The sequence below is a fragment of the Streptomyces sp. NPDC001744 genome, assembly GCF_042892575.1.
GTDB lineage: Bacteria > Actinomycetota > Actinomycetes > Streptomycetales > Streptomycetaceae > Streptomyces.
Map to the genome: position 1 here is coordinate 52567 of NZ_JBIAUG010000016.1, position 22639 is coordinate 75205.

Here is a 22639-nt window from a genome sequence, read left to right on the forward strand (position 1 = left end):
GATCATCCACCGCTGACAGGAGTGCCCGGTGTCCGAGCCGTTGCAGGAGCGCATCGCCCAGGCCAGGGCCGAACTGGAAGCCACCCGGGCCGCCGTCGCCCGCGTGCGGGCGGATCTCGGTCACGCCTCCACGACGGTCCGGTCGTCGGACCGCGTGGTGGAGGTCACCGTCGGCGCCCAGGGCGAGTTGACGGCCCTGAAGTTCCCCGACAACCGGCACCAGGCCATGACGGGGCCGCAGCTGGCCTCCTCGATCATGGAGGCGTTCCAGCAGGGGCGGGCCCGCATGGCACGTCAGGTGATGGACACCTTCGCGCCCTTCATGCAGCCCGGTCCCGAGGGGTCGGTCCGCCGCGGTCTCGACCTCGACTGGGAGCATGTGTTCGGATCGGCGCTGAACGACGGCGGCCGGAACACTCCGGGCCGGCCGGGCCGCGACCGGTTGCGCGACGAGATCGACGAGGACACCGACTGAGCGTGGAGGGGGACGGGCGATGAGTGGTTTCTCCAACAACTACGAGGCGGACACCGACGGGCTGCGCGAGACGACCCGGCGCATCGGCGGCCTGGCGGGCAGGCCCGGGAAGCTGCGCGCGCAGTTCGACCGCACGGTGCAGGGCACCGCCCTGTGGAAGGGCTGGGACGACGACTTCCACGACCGGATGAAGGACCAGGAGACCCAGCAGAACGAGAGCTGCACCGGCCTGCTCGACGCCCTCGAAGGCTTCTTCACCGGCCTGCAGTCGGCCGTCCTGGAGAGCCTCGGCAGCATCGAGGGCGTCCAGCAGGAGGCCAAGGACGCGTTCCACGGGGGCCGGCAGGACGCCGGCAACCAGGACGACGGCGGTCACGGGAAGCGCTGAATGTTCGACATCGAGTATCCCGACGACGTCAGCAAGATGCTCTTCGTCCTGCTCGGCGCGAAGCCGCTGCAGGCGAAGGCGGGTCTGGCGTGGGAGAGCCGTGACTCCTACACGGACCTCGCGTCCGGCCTCAGGGAGCTGCGTCAGGAGATCCTCGATTCGATCCAGACGGGCAAGCGGTACCTCCCGCCCAACGTGGCCGACGCCTACGAGCAGTCGTTGTCCTCGTTGGTGAACACCAGCGGCAGCGACATCCTCCAGCGGTTCATCGTGCAGCTCGACCGGTTCACCGACGACCGGGGCAGGGCGGCCGTCCAGATCCAGCAGGCCCACTTCGAGATCATCATGGAGGTCTTCTGGCTCATCCTGGAGCTGGCGCTCCTGGAGGCGCTCGCCGTGTTCACCGGCGGTGCCTCGGTCTCGGAGATGATCCTGGCCCGGATGCGGGCCCGACTGGCGATCCTGATGGCGATCGACCGCCTCCTGCGGTACGTCCAGGCGTTCCCCTCCCTGTCCGAGGCGTTCGAGGAGGCCATCCAGAACCTGGCGGCCCAGCTCCTGTCGATGGCCGTCAACCCGGCCGGGGTGGGGCCCGACGGCATCAACTGGAAGGACGTCGGGATCTCGGCGGCGGTCGGCGGTCTCGCCGGCTTCTTCATCGGCCACTTCGGCACCTGGGCGTACTCGCTCAAGAACGCCCTCTCGAACACCTTCAAGAACAACTTCGGCAAGGACGTGTTCGGCAAGTTCGAGATCCGCTTCAACAACCCGTTCACCCGGAACAACGCGAACAACGCCGCGTACGACCTGCCCACCACCTTCCTGACCGAGGGGTTCGGCGAGACCATCGCCGTGGCGATCGTGCTCGGCAAGTGGGACTGGACCGACCTCGCGGGCGCGGGCCTCAGCGGGATCTCCCAGATCTTCATGGGCAAACCGCTGGAGCAGACGTACCACGGCCTGCACTCCAAGCTGTTTCCCGACGGCAACCTCTTCACCCGCTACCAGCAGAACTCCGCCGACATCCTGCGCGAGCGACTCGACGGGGCGTCCGGCGGCCCCTCCGGGAGCACGACGGGCCACGGGGCCACGGGCGCCGTACCGCCCCCGGCATCCGTCCGGCCGGTCCCCACGGCGGGCCACACCCCGGTGACACCACCGCCCGTACCGGTCCCGCCGCCGCCCGTCCCCCACGGCGGCACCGGTCCGGCGAACGAACACGACCCGGGCCGGTACGGCGTGCCGGACGCGTCGCGCGGGCCGTCGGGCCTCTTCGACCCGGACGGCGGTTCGGACGCGTCGAGCAGGCCGCCGAGCGCCTTCGACGGCCCGGACGCCGGGTCGATCGCGGACACCGACTCCCTCTCCCCTTCTTCCGACACTCCCCGGGGCTCTCCGTCGGCACTGCCGCACACCGCGCCCCTGAACGGCGCCGGGGGGAGCCACCTCAAGCCGCCGGACCACCTCAAGGCCCCGGACCGGCTCGACGGGACGGCCCCCGGCGTCCGCGACCTCACGCTCCCCGCCGCTCCGGACACCGCCACCAACGGCCTCCCGGCAGCGCCGAAGACGGGGAACTCCGTGTTCCCGGACACCCGGGCGGACCAAGCGAAGGCATCGGAGCCCCTGTTCACGCCCGACGGCGTCAACACGCCCGGCGATCTCCACGTGCCCGGCGGCCTCCACGCGCCCGGTGGCCTCCACGCGCCCGGTGGTGTCGACGCATCCGGCGGTACGCACACGTCCGGCGGTCGCGTCGGCGGACCGGCCGGTTCCCCGCAGGGCCCGCCCCCCGCCGGAGCCGACCAGCCGAGCACCGCGCACCGGGACGACAACGGCCGGCAGAACGGCCCCCAGCAGAACTCCGACCGTCAGAACTCCGACCAGCGGAACTCCGACCGTCAGAACGGCGTTCCGTCCGAGTCTCCGGGGGCCCGGACCGCCCCCGCTCCCTTCCCGGGCGCCCCCGGCCAGACCGCGCCGCAGGTCCACCGCGACGGCCTCCAGCGCGAGTGGATCGCCCGGCAGCTCGCCCCCGAGGACCTGCCGGACACCCTGGTGGAGGAACTGGCCGGATCGCACGGACCGGACGCCGTCGCCACCCGGGCCGAGTTGCGCGACGCGGGCGTCTCGCCGGACCTGGGGCGGCACCCGGCGGCGGCCGGCGATCCCGTACCCCTCTCCGCGCTGGACCCGCTCGACCGGGCGCGCCTGCTGATGGTGCGGCAGCCGACGCCGTGGCCCGCCGTGCTCGACGCCGTGGCGGCCAACGCCTCGCTGCGGATGTGGGACACGGCGTACGGGGAGTTCATGGACGCCGCGCTGCGGGGCGGCGAGCGGCCCGCGACGGCGTCGCCGCAGCCCCCGGCGGACGGTGCCGCGCCCCGGGGCGCGGCGGTCCCGCCCGTCGTGGCGCGGCCCGCCCCGGCCGAGGTGGACCGGGCCTGGGAGAAGGCCGTCGCCCTGGTCGTACCGCCGTCCCCCGGCCCCGTCCTGGCGGACTCCCGGCACGCCGACGCCACGCACCGGGACGTCGTACGGCAGGTCGCCGACCATCTGCTGGCCCACGGCCCGGACGCGCCTTCGGGCATCGCGCTCGCCGCCGCGCTCCGCGCCTCCCTCGGCCCCGCCGCCATCCCCGCCGCCCCGCTCCGGGCCGTGACGGTCACCGAGTCGTCGTCCCCCGTCCTCCCGCCGACGCCGCTCCCGCCGGTGGCCACCGCCGCTACTACCGCCACCACCTCCAGCGCCCTCCCGGCCGAACCCCCGCCCGCTCCGGCGAGGCCGGCCACCGCCACCCCGGCCCCGGCCCCGCTCCCGGACGGTCCGTCGTCCGTCCCGGCCGGGCCCGTCGCCACCACCCCGGCCCCCGGGCCCGCTCCCTCGGCCTCCCCGGAGGTCCCGCGCACCGGCGAGACCGCGACCGCCGCCACGCCCTCGCCGGTCGCCGACCTGGCGTCGCGACTGCCGGGCCTGACCCCCGGCGAGCGTTCCCGGGAACTCTCGCTCCTGTCGCCCGCGGACCGGGAGGCGCTGGCGTCGGACTCCGTCCTCGTGGACACGCTGCGCCGGGAGCTGACCGACGAGGAGTTCGCCGACACCGCGGCCCGGCTGATGGTGGAGATCGGGGCCGGGGTGGACCGGCCGGTGTCGGCGCGGGGCCAGGTGGTGCCCCTGGTCGCGCGCATGCTGCGCGACCCCGACGTGACGGCGAGGCTGCTGGGGAGCCGCGCCCGCGTGGTGGTGGTGGCGAAGGACGAGGCGATCACCGAGCTGGACGCCTTCCGGCACCTGAGGGGCGGGAGGACGGCCGACGGGCGCGGGTGGGAGGAGGTGCGCGGTGTCAGCGCCGGGCGCGTCACGGGAGTCACCGAGGAGAACCTGCTCGGGGAGGTGACCCCGCTGGGGAAGAACCACGCGCAGGGGTACTCCACGACGACCCACGAGTTCGCCCACACCGTGCACCGGTACGGGCTGACCCCCGACGAGAGGGAACTCGTCCGCGACGCCTACCTGGCCAGGCTGGCCCGGGGCCAGGCCGCGGCCTGGCCGGACGGCCCGCTGCGCGACCCTTCGGGCAGGCGCACCCGGCCCAACTACTCCTCCCTGGACGAGTACGAGTACTTCGCCCAGCTCACCAACGCCTACCTGGGCACCAACGCGGGCCGGGACGACTACACAGGACAGCGCAGGAACAACGGCGCCGCCTGGGTGGAACAGCACGAGAAGACGCTGCTGCCCCTCCTGCGGAAGCTGTACGGGGCCGGTTCCGAAGCCGGGGAGGCGCGGGTCAACCAGCTCGCGGGACCGCGCAAGGAGAACTGGGTCCACGAGGCGTACCGGGCCTTCTGGGACCGGGCCGAAGACGTCCACCGGCCGCACCCCCACGACCTCGCCCCGGTGCCCCCGGCCGATCCGGAACCGGCACCCGCGCCCACCCTGACGGCGGGCACGGCGGGCACGGCGGTCCCGGGGGACACGGCGGGCCCGGCGGAGACCTCCCCGCTCCCCCCGCCGCCGGCGGGCCGGCAGAACTACCAGGAGTACCTGGCCCACGTGCTCCACGGCGTCTTCGGACCGGACGCGGCCTCGGACCAGAACTTCGCGCAGATGGTCAACTCGCTGGCTCTGGTGGACGCGGCGCGCTCCACCGACCGGCGGTTCGGGACCGGCGGGCTCGACCTGGAGGGGATCACGCGCCGGGTGCTGCACATGCCGGCGGGGACCCCCTTCGACGCCCGTGCGGCGTTCCAGTTCCTGTCGCTCGCGTCCGGCGCGGGACGGCGCGGCCGGGCCGGAAGCCCGGCCGCGATCGCGGCCCACGGCCTGGAGAGGCGGGGCGCCCTGGAGGGCGCGACGGCGGTGACCGGCCCCGGCGGCACGGTCACCGGGCGGAACTGGCTGGGGCGGCCCGTCCGGGAACTGCGCCTGGACAGCGTGGCCCGCCGGACGGCGGACGGCGGGTGGGACGTCTCCGCCGCGCCGTGGAGCGGAACTCCGGGGGCCCACGCCGTCTTCGCGGAGCAGACCTCCGACGGCTCGCTGGTGGTGCGCGACGGCCGGGGGGACACCGTCGAGGTGGACGTCGAGGAGTTCGTGGAGCTCCTCCGCCACGACCCTGCCCGGCCGGCGGGCGCCCCGGTGGTCCTCGTCGTGGGCGGCGCCACCGGACGGGGGACGATGCCGTTCGAGCGGTGGGTGGCGGACCGGCTGGGGGTACGGGTCTGGTCCACCGGCGGCGAGGTCCGGCTGCAGCCGCTCGGCGACGGTGGCGGGCAGCAGGTGCTCGTCCTGGCCAACAGTGCCCCGGGAAGGACACCGGTCGGCAGCTGGCTCCCCAGCGATCCGGGCCGCGCCGACCGGGGGCCCGCGGCGCGGGTGAGGGCGGCGGGCGGCCAGGAGTACGCGGACGACGAGATCCTGTCGTACATGCTGCCCCGGTCGGACGGGCAGCAGCTCACCGTCCGGGCCTTCCTGAACGAGACGGACATGGCGCTCCTGGAGGACGGCCTCCGCACCGTGTCGGACGTGGCGCACTACACGGACTACGACGAGGCGTTCCCCTCCGTCACCGTTCCCAAGGAGAGCGAACTGCGTCCGCTGGGGCGGTCCCTGGCCGGGGCCTACGTCGTGGTCGGGCACGGGGACAGGAGCCGTGCGGTGCTGCCCGTACGGGGTCTGGACCGGTACAAGGTCGTGTCCCCCGACGAGATCGGGAGGCTGCTCGTCCGGGACCCGGTCCTGCGGGACATGCCGCCGGAAGCACCGGTGTGGCTGGTGTGGTGCGAGATGGCGGAGCCCGCCCCGAACAAGGACCGGCTGGCGGCGGCCCTCGCGGCGCAGACGCTCGCGAACCGCACCGGCAGGACCGTGTTCGCCTTCGACGGGCAGGTCACGGTGCACCCGGCGGAGGGCGGCATGCCGCCCCGGATCGTCAAGACCGACCATCCCGACGCGCCCCGGCACCGGGTCGTGGAGTTCCGGCCCGACCCGCAGTGGGCGCGCCTGAACGCCTGGGCCGGTGTGGCGGGCCTGCCGTCGGACTGGCAGGACAGGGCCGACCGGACGCTGCGGTGGGTCCGGCTGCTGAGGGAGACGCACGGCGCGGACATCGACACCGCCCCGCACCGGACGGTCGAGTTCCGGGAACTCCTGGAGGGGTTCGGGGCGTGGGAACGGGCCCGCGGCACGGCCCTGACCTACGCGGAACTCGGCCGGACGATCGCGGAGTACGCCGCGCCCCGGGGCATCGCCCCGACCGTGGTGGACACCACGCTGACCCGGATGCTCCGCTCGTGGCGGGGGGCCCCGGCCCGTACGGCCGGCGGGGCGGCACACGCGGCGCCGCCCGGGGGCAGGGGCGCGGCGACCGGTCCCACCGGCCTCGGCTTCGCACCGGGGTCCCGCGCGCTGACCGACGCCGCGCGGGCGGAGCTCGACGGCCTCGCGCACCGGGTGGCGCTGGCCGCCCTGGACGCCCGGCACGCGGGCCGGCCGCTGCCGGAGGGAAGGTTCACCGGGTACGGCGAGGGCCCGGCGGCACGGGCCCGGAGGACCGGCCGCGCGCGTGCCGAAGCGGCGCGCGCCTGGTTCCTGGCGCGCCTGGACGAGGAACTGGACTCCTACCAGCGGGACGTGGCGCCGGGGGACCGGCTCACCTCCGGCGACTTCGTCCTGGCCGTCCACGGCCGGGCCGGGAACGACCGGGCGGCCACCGCGCCGGGGGTGACGGTCGGGTTCGACGCGTCCCGCCCGCCGGAGGGGACGCCGACCCCCCGCACCGAGGCCCCGGAGGCCGGGACCCCGGCCCTCCGTCCCGCCACCGCCACCCCGGAGGCCGGGACCCCGGCTCCCCGTCCCGCCACCGCCACCCTGGAGATCGAGACCCCGGCCCCCGGCCGCGGCACCCGTCCGTCCTTCCTCGACCCCCCGCCGCCCGGCCCGGAGCGCGCGCTCGTCGTCGCCGAGGTCCCGCCGCCCTCGCCCCCGCCGCCGTCCGAGCCGCCCTCGACGCCCGGCCCCACCCCGCCCCCCGGCCAGAATCCCCGGCCGAGACCCGCCGGGGTGCGGATCGACGAGGAACTGGACGAACGGCGCCCGGCACGCGTGGACACCGGGATGCTCCCCCCGCCGCGGGTGCACCGGCCCAGCGCGTTCACCGACGAGAGCCGACTGCCCGGCTACGTCGACGGCTTCCTCGGCTTCACCGACGGCGGGACGGGCGACCCCATGCCGATCGCCTTCGGCCAGAGCGAGGTGCACATCCGGGGCATCGAGCGGATCACGGAACGCATCGGCACCGAGCTGGCGGCCCGCGGCCCGGGAACCGCCCCCGCCGGGGCACCGGCCAAGCGCCGCCGGGTGCGCGGCGGCGGCATCGACGAGCCCGTCCTCGACCGGGTCCGGCGGGCCGTGCGGGAACGCCCCCAGACCTTCGCCGGCGACGGCCGGGAGTTCGTCTACCGCACCACGTCGGGGCGGCTGCGCACCCTGCGCGTCACGATCCGCAACTACGGCGAGTGGACCAAGTTCACCGACGGCGCCTCACCGACCAAGGTCGACAACGCCTACCGCGCCCAGGCCACCGTCGGCGGGTCCAAGACGATCGGCCAGACCCGCCAGTTCGCGCCGACCGTCCCCCTGGGACCGCAGCCGGGCCCCATCTCGCTCTGGGGACGGTTCGGCGTACGCCTCGGCCGCGTCCGCGAAGTCACGTACGGCACGCAGGACAAGGTCCTCAACGTGGGCGAGTCCCGGGGGCTCGACACCTCGCACCCGCACCTGGACGACGCGTACGTCGAGGTCCGCGTCACCGACGCGGAACCGCCGCGCCCGGCGCGGAAGGGCGCGCTCGGCACCGGCTGGCGGGCCAGGCCCGCCCGGGAGGCCGCGCCGGACGCGGAGTTCGCCTTCGGCGTGCGGCACGGGCTGCTGGCCCGTCTGACGGAGGCCGCGACCCGCCGAGCCGCGCCCCGCCGCACCCCGAGGACGCTCGCCCTCGGTCCCGAGTCCGACTACCGGCTCGTCATCACCGAGGACTTCGGCCCCGCCGCCGCCATCCGCGACTGGGCGGTGGCCCGGATCGGCGCCGCGCCCGGCTCCTCGGCCTACCGCGAGCTGGACCGCTTCCTGTCCTCCCAGAACCTCCACCAGCTCTCCGGACGGCTGGCCAAGTCCGCCGTACCCGGCAGGCCGCTGTTCGCCGACGACAAGAAGAACACCCCGCTGGGCGCCTTCGTCATCGAACGGGTCGTCCCGGGCCGTGCCGTCCTGGCCACGGAGACCGACAAGACGGAGATGCGGGAATCCGCCTTCCTCACGCTCCAGAACACCCGCAAGCAGACCAGGGCGCGCTCCAAGGACTTCACCCTCTTCGTCGGCCCGACGTTCACCCTGCCCACCTTCGGCTTCGTCTCCGGCTGGATGGACAAGGTCAAACCCCGCCTCCAGTTCGGCGTCAGCGCGCGCGTCGGACACGTCCGGGGACGCTCGGCGACGACCGGCGGCTCGGGCGCGGTCCGCTCCGTCGGCCGGGCCAAGAACGTCACCACCGACCTGTACCGCGTCGAGAAGACCGTCTGGATCCGCAAGACCGGCGACGCGAGCCCGACCCCGTTCACCACCTGGAGCCTGGACCGGATGACGCGCACCGAGGCGCGCCGCCTGGCCGGCATGGAGGACGAGAACGTCTTCGGGAGCACCGAGCCGTACGCCCCCGCCTACCTCACCGCCGACCGCCCGCCGACCCTCGGCATGTCCCGGCCCGTGCAGTTCACCTACGCCGACGGCCGCTACAGCAGACGGTTCCCGCAGGGCACCGACCACGACCACGTGCCGCTGGAGGACGGGGACGGCGCTCCGGCCGGTGACGGCCCGTCCGCCGCCTTCGCCGAGCACAACCGGCTCGACTCCTTCACCCGGCAGGTGCTGACCGCCGTCGCCGCCCGGTACCCCACGATGGTCGCCGGCCTGGAGGACCTCGGCGACCCCGGCGACAAGCGGTGGCGCAACCGGAACCACTACCAGATGGTCCTGCACAACACCCTGACCGTCATCAACGCGCTCTCGCACCACAGCATGGCCGGGAACCTGGAGGCGATGACCCGGACCGGCCTGCGCATCGGCCTGGTCGACCCCGGCCGGTTCACCCGCGGCCACTACTACATCTGGATCGACGCCGAACTGACCGGCCGCGCCTACGTGTCGCCCACGGACACCCTCCTGCGGCACAGCGCCCCCGGCGCCACCGCCCTCGACGAGACCCGGCAGGCGGTCCACGGCGCCGAGGTCGGCCTCGTGGGCGTCCTGGCCCTGCGGGACGCCGCCACCGACCACATCGGCTTCGCCGCGCACGCCCTCACCGGCCAGGGCGGCTACCAGGCCGGATGGCAGACGCGGGACGAGTCGGGATACGGCTCGACCGCCACGTTCGACCCCATGGCGATCACCACCAGGCCGGGCAACCTCTACTCCTACGACCTGGCCCTCACGGTCAGCACCGGCGGCTACTGGCGGCCCCGCAGCCTCCTGCGCGGCCTGGTCAGCTTCGGCGTCCTCGGCACCCAGTGGTTCGTCCGGGGACCCAAGGGCCGGGGCGACATCATCGGCGGCGGCGCCGGGACCCCCGCCGTCCTGGGCAAGGTCCTGCTCAGCGTCCCCGCCGACCACTCCCCGGCCACCGACCCGCACGCCCCCGGCGCCGCCAACCCGTACCTGGACCCGGAGCCGGTCGTCCGCACCCCGATGAGCCGGCGCGACGCCAGGAAGCTCCTCGACGCGTCCACCGAGGGCGGCCACGGGCCGGGCGAACTCGACGGACTGCCCCACCAGACCCTGTCGGTGGTGGCCCCGAAGCAGGTACGGGACGAGCGCGGCATCGTGGACCGGGCCCTGGACAAGGCGTCCCACGGCAGGTGGCAGCTGACCCGCGAGGGCGCCCCCGCCCACGACGCCGCCGTCCGTCCGGAACAACCGCAGTTCCTCACCGCCAACGCCGACCAGAACGCCTCCGCCACCGGCTCGCGCACCACCGGACTGTTCGGCAAGGGCCCGTACCTCGACTGGCTGGCCACGGTCGTCCACCGCATGCGGATCACCAACGTGCGGGCGCTGACCCGCCCGCAGCCGATGGAGACCGAGCTGACGCTCGGCGGCTCCACCAAGGCGTCGGGGGGCCAGAGCAGGACCTTCACCCAGCACGCGGGCATCACGGCCGTCTACGGCCACTCCCACCCGAACGGCCCCGGCGTGACCGGCGGTTACGGGGCGTCCTGGCAGCCGTGGTGGCGCAGCCGGGGGACCAGCGGCACCGTGGTGCGCACCGTCACCTCGGACATCAACCGCGTCGACCAGGGACACCAGGTGCTGGCCGTCGGCGACGCCGAGCACGAGGTGGCCGTCGAGACCCGCTCCTCGGGCCTGCTCTCCCCGCTGGGCAAGGTGGTGCGCAGACTGCACGACTGGGCCGGCGAACGCCAGGTCGTCAAGGGCGGCTGGCTGGGCCACCTGCCCGAGCGGGTCGCCCACCAGCTCGGCCTGATCGACGGCGACGCCCTCGGCGGCGGCCCTCGCTACACCCGCCGCCGGTGGCTCCGGCCCGGCTGGTTCCACCGGGCCCCCTTCGCCGTCTACCCGGTCAACGCCCTGGACACCAGTCAGGTGGTGGAGCGGTTCGCGAACCGCCTGGACGGGCTGGGCCTCGACGAGGACAGCCGGGAGGCGATCCACCGGCTGACCTCGGCCCGCGTCACCCGGGCGCTGCGCCGCGAGATGCAGGGCACCGGTTCCTCGGTGACGGCCCGCATCAGCTCCTTCGCCTGGAAGCGCGTGCGGATCGGCGGACGCGACGTCCGCGTACGGGTGCGGCTCGAACCCGTGGGCGAGGCCGAGTTCGTACGGCTCTGGCCGCGCACCGAGCTGGAGGACCACCGGTGGGCGACCGAGACCTTCGACGAAGCCTTCCTCGCCGGGCGGGGCAGCGACGCCGGAACGGCGGTCACCGAGGGCGTCCACACCGGTGACGCGGGCGCGCCCATGGCGGGCCCCTCCCTCACCGAGACCGGCTCCAACCGGCAGACGATCGCGGCGAGCGGGTCCCGCTCCCGGGGCCGCCTGTGGACCTCGTACACCAGCGAACCGCACGCCGAGTACGCCACCCGCTACCGGCTGCGCATCACCATGGAACTGGGCCGCGAACGGGGCGACGAGAGCTGGGGACGCGGTGCCCGCCGGATCGAGGAGAACGGCGAGGTCGGCAGCCAGCGGGAGATCGTCCCGCTCAGCCTGATGCGCCCGGCCGCCCCCGGCGCCCCGGCGGACCCCGCCGACCGGCTCGCCCCCGCCGAGATCGACGACCCGCCCGCCGAGGTGACCGTGCTCACCGGGGACGACAACCCGCTGAAACGGCCCCCCGGAACCACCGGCGACCTCGACTCCTGGCGCTCCGTCGACCTGCCGGACGGGACGCGGAAGCCGTTCGCCCCGCCGGAGAACGGCTTCCACGTCCGCAACATCGTCGGCGCGGAGAACGTCCTGGCCGCGAGTACCCTCGCCCTGGGCAGGGCGTACGACAACCGGCTGGCCCGGGTCTCGGGCCGGCTGGGCGGCGAGGAGCTGGAACGGGCGCTGCGCACCGCGCGGATCACCCCCCTGACCGCCGAGGGCACCGGCTCCGCGCAGGTCCTGGAGGACTCCCACGGCCCCGGGGCGCTCTCCGCGTTCTTCGAGCACGCCTCGGCCGACACGGGGTACGAGACCAGCGGCCTGGTCGAGAACGCCCTCTCGGACCACTCGGAGGGCACCCTCCGGCTGTTCTCCCGGCCGGACTTCTCCGGCGCGGTGCTCCTGGCGGTCGCCGACGGCGCCCGGATGGAGTCCTCGACCCGGATCACCGAGAGCGACAACGAGACCGCCGTCTACGGCGGCGACCACAACACCGCCATCGGCGCCGCCCCCGCCCTGAAGTCGGACAACGTCGGCGCGGCCAACCCGGGGGCCTCCGGCACCGGCGCCGACACCTCCGACAGCGACGGACGGGTGATCGCCAACGACATGGCCCGCCAGGTCAACGTCAAGCCCAGCACGGGCCGGGTCTTCGCCTTCGCCATCCCCACGGCCTGGCTGAGCGTCGCCGAGGTCCACCGGCAGTTCAAGGACCTCTCGGGCGTCAAGTGGCTCCGCGAGCACCTCCTCGGCTCCCTCGGCGGCGTCGCCCCCGGCCCGCAGGCCGTCGAGACGCGCACCCAGGTGCTCGCCTGGGTGCGGGAGGACGTCGCCCGGCACCTCGGCCTCATCACCGACGACACCTTCCCCGAGACCGTCGCGGGGGCCTGGGACAAGGTCAAGGAGGCCGCCAAGGCGTGGGCCGACGAGGACGAGGCGTACTGGGAACTGCGCCGCGGCCTGCCCGATCTGCACGAGGAGGCCGAGGCCGCCCGGACGGTGCGCGCGGCGGCCCGGTGGGACCTGCGGACCGCCAGGAGGGAGGCCCTGGCCGAACGGGCCGCCGCGCGCCGGGAGTTCGACGCCGCGACGGCCGAGGCCCGCGCGGTGCTCCGGCAGGACCCGGCCGGCCTCCCCGAACCGGCGGGCGGCGCGGTACGGGCCGCCGCCGAAGCGGCCGCGCGGGCGCGACGCGCTTACCAGGACGTCCTGCTGGAGACCCTGACGGAGGACGCCCCTGCCGCGCGGCACGAAGCCCTCGCCGCGCGGACCGCCTCCGCCCACCGGGCCCTGGCCGAGGCCGACGCCCACGTCGAGGCCGTCCGGCGCCGTGAGCGGGACCGGATGACGGCCGGGGCGCGCCTCGCCTTCGAGCGGCGGCGCGCCGCGGCCGACGAACGCGTGGCGAGCGCGCGCGACGCGGCGCACGCCGCCGCCCGGGTGTACCGCGCGGCCCGGCTCTCCCTGGACACCCGCCTCGACGAGATCCGCGCCCAGGAACAGAAGGCCGAGGCGGCGGCGGAAACCCTCCACGGACTGCGGGCCGGGGCCGACCGGCTGACCCGGTGGTACCGGCTGCCCGAGGACCCGCCGGGCGCGCCCGGCGCCCGGACGACCCGCGGCGGGGTGCCCGAACCCGCGATGCCGGAACCGGGGCCGGAGACCACGGCGAAGACGACGCCGGGCGGCCTCGAAACGATCACCGAGGAGCCCGAGACCGAGGAGCCCGAGAGCGGGGAGCCGCCGCGCTACGCCCCCGTCACCGTCCTCGGCGACGGCGCTCCCGCGCTCAGGTCCCCGCTGGGGACCACCCACCGGCTGCACGACGTCCCGGCGGACGACTCCTTCTACCGCGCGCTCCAGCGGGCGCTGCCCGCCGCCCGCGCCGACGCCGACGGCAACCCCCTGGAACCCGCCGGGCTGCGGGCCGTGTTCGCCGACACGGTCGGCCGGCTGCCCCTGGACTCGCCGCTCCTCGCCCACCTGGCCCCGGACGAGACGGACACCTTCACCGCCGCCGAACTGGACGCCGCCGCCCTCGACCTGGGCGCCGACACCCCGCAGCGCCGGGAGTTCGACGCCCTCGGCGTGGTCCCGCACTCGGCGGGCGACCGGCCGACGCCCGACCGGCGTTACCTGCCGCTGAGCCCCGCCCAGCGGCGCGGGCTCGCCGCCGCCCAGTTGCGGCGCGCCGCCGACGCCGCGGACGACACCGGCTGGAACCACGCCGCCGCCGACGTCCTGCCCGCGCTCGCCGCCCTGCGGTACGGGGTGGGCGTACGGGTCGTCCGGGAGGACGGCACGTACCAGGACTTCCCGCCCGACCCGGACGTCCCGCTGTCCGACGACGCCGAGCGCGTCGTGCTCCACCTGGCCGACCGCCGCTTCCGGGCCGTCGACGCGGACGCCGTGGCCGAGGGGCCACCGCCCCCGCCGAAGCCCGAAACCCCGGTGGACGACTCCCTGCTGACCGCCCACGCCACCCGCCCCTGGACCTGGGAGGGCCTGGACGACGCGACGTACACGGACCTGCCCAGGTTCGACGCCGCCTCCGACCCCCGGACGCTGACCGACCCCGACGGCTACGTCCACGACCTGGTGGAGCCCCCCGCCGGGAGCGGCAACGGGTTCCACTCCGCCCTCGCGATCGCCCGGGGCGCGAACCCCGGGAACGCGCCCGGCACCGGCGACCCGGCGGGCGTGCTGGCCTCGGCACCCCTGCCGGCGGGCGCCCGGCTCGACCCCCGGGCGACCTTCACGGAGGAGGAGCTGTACGGGGCCGGGATCGAGCGGCCCCTGGCGGACGGGCTCCTCCGGGACTTCCGGCGCGGCGGCGGCCGGCTCCCCGCGGCCCTCCCGCCGCTGTCCGACCGGGTGCGCGAGGGGCTGATCAGGGCGCACCTGCTGGCCGCCCGCCGCTGGAACCGGGAGACGGCGCTGCTCGCCGCCGCGACGGTGGCGGACGGTCTGGGCCTGCACGTGACGCTCGTGCACGAGAACGGCACCTTCGACACCTTCGGGACCGCGTCCGGCGACGCGGGCAACGCCGTCGTCCTCTACGAACGCGGCGGCGACTTCCTCGCGGCGGTGCCCCGCCGGCCGGTCAACCCGCGCGGCCCCCGGGACTTCCGCACCACCCGCCCGGCCACGCCGCCGGCCCCCCTCCCGCCCCTCCCGCTCCCTCCGGCGACCGTGGTGGACCCGGCCGGCCCGCCCGGCGGCAAGGGCACGCCCAAGCACGGGGACCTGCTGCGCGGAAAGGGCCTCACCCCACTGGTCAACCGGCCGCTGCCGACGGGACCGGACACGCCCCCGTCCCGTGCGCGCGTCCTCCCGCCCTCCCGGCGGATCGGCCTGGGCGACGCCGTGGAACGACTGGAGGAGCTGCGACGGAACGTCCCCGAACTCGCGGACGGCCCCCCGGACTTCGCCGTGCTCACCCGCCACGTCCTGATGCTCCCGCCCGACAGCGTCGTGACCATGGAGCAGATGCGGGAGGTACTGGCCGCCGCCCGGGACCCGGAGATGGCCGCCGTGCCCAGCCTGGCGGTGCTGGCCGGATTCGTCCTGGAGCGGCGCGGGGTGACGGCCCTGCGGGACGTGGGCCGGGACGTGGACGCCTTCGCCGCGCGCGTCCTGCACCTCGCCGCCCCCGACCCGGCCCGGCGCCCGGAGCTGCTGCGCCTGGTGGAACGGGCCGGGAACGTCGGGACGGACCTGGGCAGCAGCATGCGGCTCGGCACGTTCCGCCTGGCCACCCAGGGCTCGTTCGCCCCGGAACGCGTCGTCCGGCGCCCCGACGGCTCGCCGGCGGGCCGGGACCTGGACGGGCCCCCCGGCACCCTGGACGTCGACACGAGCCGGGTCACCCTGGTCGGGACCGGAGCGGACGGGACGTCCCCCGACGGCGTCGCCGGCAGGGCGCCGTGGCACCGCGAGGACGGCCGCCGGCCCTGGCTGGTCGGGCTCGCCGGCCCCCTGGGCGAGGGGGCGCTGTCCGGGCGGATCCCGCCGGAGGACCTCGCCCATCTGCTGTACATCGATCCGGAGCGCCCCGAGGGGAGCGACATCGTCCTGCTGCTCCCGGCCGCCGACCCCGCCACGGCGGCACCGGCCGCCGAAGCGCTCCTGGACGCCGTCGTCCGCGCCACCGGGGTCACGGCGCACACGGCGTACGGCGGGGCGGACCTCCTCACCGGTCCGGACGGGCGCACCACCGTGGCCCTGGCCCCGGACCGGGACGGGCGCCGCCGCACCGTCGCCGACTTCGTGACCGTACGGCCGGGCGCCGTCCGGCCCTTCCGCCCGCCCACCGACGGCCCGCTTCCCCGCGTCCGCGCGGGAGCCAAGCGTCCGGCCCGGACGTCCCGCACCGCACGGTCCGCCAAACGTCCGCGCCGCGTACCGCCGCGCACGATGCCCGCGGCGCCCGTGATCCCCGGGGCGCGCCCGGAGTCCACGGCCCCGGAGACACGGCCGGTCCCCGCTCCCACGCCCCCCGTGTCCCCGGCCCTCACGCCTCCGGCCCCCGTGTCCCCGGCTCCCACGGCGTCGGCCACGAGCGGCGAACCGGGTACGAGCGGTGCGCCCCGGACCGGGAAGCCGCCGGAGCGACCGTCCGGGCGTCCGCCGGAGCCCGCCTCCGGGACCCCGGTCATGACGACCCCGGCGGACACCGCTCAGGGCTGGGCCCGGGGGCGGGCGCTGCCGGTCGCCCCGGACGGCGGCTGCCTGCTGCACGCGTTCGTGGCGAGCGACCCGCGGCTCGTCCGGGACCGGCTGTTCGGGCCTCCGGAGGCTTCCGGCCCGGCCCGGTCCGCCGCCGACCTGTCCGCGTACGCCTGGCTCTCCGACGTCGGCCGGGTCCGCGACGACCTGGCCGCCACGGGCGCGCCCCGCCCCGACGACCGGCACGTCCTGGCCGCCCTGCGGCGTTTCGTGGCGGACTACCTGACGGCGAGCGGGGGAAGGCTGCCCGCCGAGATCGTCGTCCAACTCCGCTCCTCCGCCCCCGGCGGGCTCGCCGCCGAACTGCACGCGCTGGACGAGGGGGACCTCGTGGTCCGGCTGACCGGCCTCGGCGTGCCCGTGCCCGACCGGAGGGAGTTCCCGGGCCGGGCCGCGCTCCTGGGCGAGCTGCGCCACCTGGTCCTCCGGCACACCCCGCTGAACCGGTCGGAGCTGGCCGCCCTGAGGTCCGCGGTCCTGGACTGGAACAACCACTGGAACTCCGACGTCGGCGACGTCTTCCCGCACCTGCTGGCCCACGCCTTCGACGTACGGATGGACATCGCCTGGTACCGCTACCGGGCCGACGGGCGCACGGCGCAGCGCGGACTGACGCGGGGGATCGGTCCCGAGAGCGCCACGTGGGAGATCGAACTGTTCCGCAGCGCCCGGATGCCGTCGGCCGGACACCCGGGGACCGGGACCGAGCACTACGAGGGCAGCGACGCCCGCCCCCGTTTCGTCCCCGCCCCGCCCCCCGGCGTTCCGGCCGAGACGCCCGCGGGCTCCTCCACGGCCCCGGCCCCGACCCCGGACGCCGCCTCCTCCGGCGCCCCCGCCGATCCCGCCGGCATCCCCCGCGCCGCGCCCGGCACCCGCACCCGCGACCGGTCCGGCGACGAGCGGCCGGGGGGACGGCGCCGGCGCCACGACCGGGCCGGGGGGCTCGGTCCCTCCCCGGCCCCGGCGGCGCCCTCGCCCGAGGAGCAGCTCGCCCGGACCCGGCTCGGCCGACTGCGCGCGGCCGACCCCGAACTGCGCGACGGGCCGTTCGACATGGACCGGCTGGCCCGCCGCGTCCTGCTGCTCGACCCCGGAGAGCCGGTGACCGGTGACCCGCGTGCCGAGCTGGTCCGGCTCGCGGCGTCGCCCGGGGCACGGAACCCGGCGAGCCTCGCGGCCCTGAGCGCGCTGCACCTGGTGGACCGGGGCGTGTTCGACGACCGCTTCCGGGTCACCGACGCCCACGGCCGCCCGCACGGCGTCAACTGGACCGGCGTCCCGCTCCCGGCCGACCTCGACCTCACCACCACCGCCGTACGGTCCCGAGGGCCGCGGGGCGACACCGTCGGCGGAGCGGCCCCGGCGCCCTGGGCCGCCGCGCCCGACGTCTACCTGCTGGTGGCCTCCGGCGGGGACCGGCACCCGGTGCGGGGCCGTGCCGGGTTCGCGCGCGACGTGCCGTCCGAGGTACTGGCCGAACTGCTGGCTCTCGACCCGGTTCTCACCGGGATGCCGGCGGGCGCCCCGGTGGCGGCGATGATCCCGGGCCTCGCCCGCGAGGACCGCACGGGGCCCGCGACGCTCGCCACCCGGCTGCGCCGCACCGTGGTGGCCACCGGCGGCGTCCCGGAAGTGATCGAGCTTCAGGAACACGCCGTGCGGCCGGTGTTCGGCCTGGCGGGCGCCGAGGGTGAGCCCCGCCGCACCTTCGTCACGATCCCGCCCGCGCCCGTGGAGCCGGTCACCACGCCGGGGGACTGGGAGCGGGACGCGTACGTCCTTCCCGTCACCGCGCCGGACGGCCGGACGGCCGGCACCGTCTCGGTCGATCCCGGCTCCGGACCCGGCGAGGACGGCGGCCCGCGAAGGGCGGCGGACTCCGGGCGGCGCGCGGGGACGATCTCGTACGTCTCCCCCGACGCGCGGCTCGGCACGTTCGGCGAGCGGCGGAACCGGCCCTGGACATCCGGCAAGGCCGCCTTCGGCACCCAGTACGGCGCCCCGGGCACCCTCTCCGTCCCGCCGGACCAGCCGGGGCGCCCGCCGTTCGCACCCCGGCGGGGCACCGCCGTACGGCCCTTCCTCGCACCCGTCGGAACACCCGCAGGAACACCCGCCGGGGTTCCGGCCGCAGGAACACCCGCCGGGGTTCCGGCCGCGGGAACGACCGCCGGAATCCCGGCCGTACCGGGCCGGGACGAGACCCCGGCCGCACCGGGCCCGGACGACACCCCGGACTCCCCGCCCGCCCCGAAGGTGTTCGCCGTCCCCGTGGAGGACGGGACGCCGCCCGCGTTCACCGCGGTCCACGCCGAGGCGTCCTTCACCGGAGCCGGAGCCGGAGCCGGCACCGGGACCGGCACCGCCACGGCCGCCCCGTACGACCCCGAGGCCCACTACGACTCGATCATGAACACCCTGTTCGGGCAGCGGCCGGTCCCGGGCGCACGGGAGGCGCTGCGGCGCCTGAACGCGCTGCGCGCCGGCGTCCCGGCCCTGCGCGGCGGCCCCCTGGACCTGGACGCGCTCGCCCGCCACGTGCTCAGCCTGGACGCGCGGGCGCCCGTCACGCGCGGCGACCACTCCGAGCTGTTCCGGGTGGCGATGGACCCGGCGATGACGGGCGCCACCCGGCTCGCCCGGCTCGCCGCGTTCCACCTCTACCTGAAGGGCGCGCTGAGCGACGAGGTCCGTTTCACCGCCCTCGGCGGGCTGAGCGGCATCGACTGGACCGGCCGGCCGCCGGCCCTGCCCGTCGACCTGGACACCGTCCACGACGCCGTACGCCGGCCGGACGGCACGTTCGCCCTCGACGCCCCCGTGCCCGCCGGATGGCACGGCGGGCCGACCCCGTACGCGCTGGTGGCCGACGGGGACCCCGCCACGGTCGTGGTCCGGGGCCGGGGCGGGTTCGAGCGCCGGGCGGCGAAGGAGGTCGTGGCCGAACTGCTCGCGCACGACGCGGTTCTGAAGGGGCTGCCCGGTGACGTGCCCCTGCTCATGCTCGTCCCGTACGCGGCGGCCGGGAGCGCCACGCTGCCGCGCGACAGCGCCGTCGGCCTCGGCCGGCCCGTCTGGTCCTCCAGCGGCGGCGTGGCCCTCGGACCGTTCCCCGGCCGGCCCGGCCGGACGGGGATCGGGCGCGATACGACGCCGGGCCTCGGCATCGTCGGCGACTGGCTGCTCAGCGACCCCACCCTGTCCGCCGCGCCCGCGCCGGGCGGCGAGGAGTGGGAGCACCAGGTGGTCTCCCTGCCCGTCATCGGCCGCGACCGGCGTCCGACCGGGCGCATGTCCGTCCCGCTCACCGAACACCCCCAGGCCCTGCGCCGCAGGGCCCTGATGGCGACGAAGGTGGCGCGGGCGACGCACTTCGTCCACTACGACCCCGTGACCCGGACCTTCGGCGCACCGGTCGAACTGCCCTGGTGGACGGACGATCCCGCCGACGACCCGTACTTCGACGCCAGGCACGGCATGCCCGACCGCAGCGCGTGGTCGGTGGAGGGCGGCGGGACCGTCGTCACGAGCGGCCCGCAGACCTCGGGGGTGCTGCGACGGCGTCCGAGCATGAGCGGCAAGAAGCGCGTCGTGAAGATCGTCTGCTTCGGCGGCCAGGCCGGGGCGGCGGGCGCGTTCACCGGCCCGTACGGCCCGCCGCCGTTCGTCCCCGACCCGCTGGCCGCGTCCAGCGAGGCCCAGCGGCTCGCCGACGACGAGAACGTGGTGGTGTACGCGTCCCGGCGCCAGGTCCTCGCCGCCGTCTCCACCCCCCAGGGGGAGTACATCGGCGTGGACATCGACGTCCGGGGCACCGAGTACGGCTTCGACCGCGTCCTGCCCGAGCCGAAGGGCGCCGACCTGGACGAGCGCGCCCGCGCGGCGGGGCTGCACGGCGACCCCGGACCGGCCCCGGACGACGTCCGCGAGCGCACGCTGAGACTGGTCCGTCTGCTCCGCCTGGAGTTCGGCGCCGGGATCGAGTGGCGGGCCGACGCCTACCCGGCCCTGCTGCGCGGCGCGGGCGCCCTGGACCTGATGGCGCGCAACGACCCCGCGCTGGCGCGGCTGCCGCTGTTCACCGTGGAGCTGTTCGACCGCGTCGCGGCGGCCGACCACCAGCGGCACGCGCCGGGCGCGCCCCTCGACCGCGAGGCCAGGGCACAGGTGTTGCGGCGGGCCGCGGAACGGCTGGACCGGGACCCGGCGGCCCGGCTCTCCGACCACGTCCGGATTCCGGCCGTCGTCGAGGCCGTGGGCAGGCTCACGGACGATCCCGCCGTCGACGCCCTCGTCGCCCAGGTCCTGCGCCTGCCGGGAACCGCGCGAGTGGGCCCCGCGGAACGGTCGCGGCTGCTGTGGGCCGACCTCAGGACCAGGGAGACGCTGCGCGCCCTCCAGACCCGGGGCGGGAACGACGAGGTGGACCGGATCGCCGCCGCCGTCCTGCACCTGGACGCGCCCGACCCGAAGTACCGCAACGCCTTCCTCCAGCTCACGCGCCTCGCCGTCGCCGCCGGGCGCGACCCCCGCCGGCCCCGGGAGGTCGCCGTCGCCTTCCTGGAGGCGAGCGGCGCGTACGCGGACACCACGCGCATCCGGGGCAAGGACGGTTCGGTGATCGGCCGGGACCACACCGGCAGCCCGGCCGGCACCGTCGACTTCGACCCGTCGCGCCTGACCCTGCTGCGCCGCGCGCCCGACGGCACGCTCGTGGCCGACTCGACGGTCCCGGCGCCCTGGTACACGGGGAGCCCCGGGGCGCCCGGTTCCGGACGGCCCTGGCTGTACCGGGCGGACCGCCGTGACGGCGGCCGGATCGACGTGCGCGGGGTCGCCGCGCCGCACGAGGAGGTCGCCGAACTGATGTACCGCGACGCGGGGACGGGCCACCTCCCCCTGGGCCACCCCGGCGTCCTCCTGGTCCCCGGCTCCCGGCCCCGCCCCGGCGAACCGGTCGTGGACAGCCTGCCGGGCCAGGGCGCCCTGCTGACGGGCCGCCCCCTGTGGGCGGCGTACGGCACGCCGACGCTCCACACCGATCCGGCGACGGGCAGGACCACCGTCGCCCTGGAACCGGACTCCGCGGGCAACCCGCTGACCGCGGCCGACTTCGCGCTCGTCCGGCCGCAGGACGTCCGGCCCGCGCCCCCCGGCTACCGGCCCGTGACCGACGTCGTCGTCACCGGCGGCACCACCGTCCCGGTCGCACCGGTGACGTCCGCCGCCGGCCCGGCCGCCCCGCGGACGGAGGCGTTCGGCGGGCACGACGGGACGCGAGCCCCCGCCGGCCGGCCGGACCGCCCCTACGAGCGCACCGGCCCGGCCACCGCCCGGCTGCGGGACACCGTCTTCGACCTGCGCGCCGTCGAGGCGCCCGGGGACGGCCTCGGCGAGGCGCTGGCACACGCCCTGCGCGCGTCCGGCCTCGAACCGCCGGTGACCGGGGGAGCGTTGCTCGGCCGGATGATCGAGCGGGTGACCGGAACGGACCTGCCGGACGCCTCCGGACCGGGCCTGAACGGCGATCTCGACGTCGGCACCGACGTGTTGAAGGGCATCGGCGTCGAACTCCCTCCCGGCCAGGCGGCGGAGGCGGTCATGCGCGGCGACACCCTGCCGCTCCGCGACGTGCCGCTCACCCCGCTCCAGCGGTTCGCCCTGCTGGCCGCGTTCCCCGAGTACTCCCTCGACCCGGCCGCCGCCGTCCGCACGGTCCACGCGGCCGTCCTGTCCGCCGCCGCGCGCGAGACGGGCGCCGCCGTCGTCCTCGCCGGACCGGACGGGACGGTGACCGAGTACGGCGCCGGAACAGGCCCGTCCGTCCTCCTGGTGCGCGACGACGACCGGTACCTGACCGGGACGGCCCGCCCGGCCGACCCGCGGCGGGCGCACCCCGCGCCGCCGGACCGGCCGCCGGGGCCGGGTTCCGAGGAGTACGCCGGGGACCGGCCCGGGGACGGCGGGAACGGCGTCCGGGGGGAGGGGGCGTGACGCCGGCCCGGCGGACGCGCGTGCGGAGGGAGGCGTACGCGAGGAGGGTTCCCGCCGGGGACGGGCCGGAAGTCCGGTATCTCAAGAACAGCTCAGGCGGCGGACCACGA

The 22639-nt window shown here is 76.4% G+C and carries 3 protein-coding genes; all 3 read left to right on the forward strand.

The genetic code is table 11. The annotated features are described in order from the left end of the window. The first annotated feature begins 28 nt into the window (after positions 1–28). Genes ACFYZY_RS19825 through ACFYZY_RS19835 form a run of 3 tightly spaced genes read left to right on the forward strand, consistent with a single transcriptional unit; the run spans position 29 to position 22529 of the window. Positions 29–475 carry a YbaB/EbfC family nucleoid-associated protein gene (locus tag ACFYZY_RS19825; RefSeq protein ID WP_388695661.1) on the forward strand — a complete coding sequence of 149 codons (447 nt, stop codon included), beginning with the start codon at positions 29–31 and terminating at the stop codon, positions 473–475. Between the two features lie 19 nt (positions 476–494). Further along, a complete protein-coding gene (locus ACFYZY_RS19830; RefSeq protein WP_388695664.1) occupies positions 495–863 on the forward strand; it encodes a hypothetical protein in 369 nt (122 codons plus the stop codon). Continuing rightward, positions 864–22529: a lonely Cys domain-containing protein gene (locus ACFYZY_RS19835; protein ID WP_388695666.1), complete on the forward strand. Its 21666-nt coding sequence runs from the start codon at positions 864–866 to the stop codon at positions 22527–22529. The last annotated feature ends 110 nt before the right edge of the window (positions 22530–22639 follow it).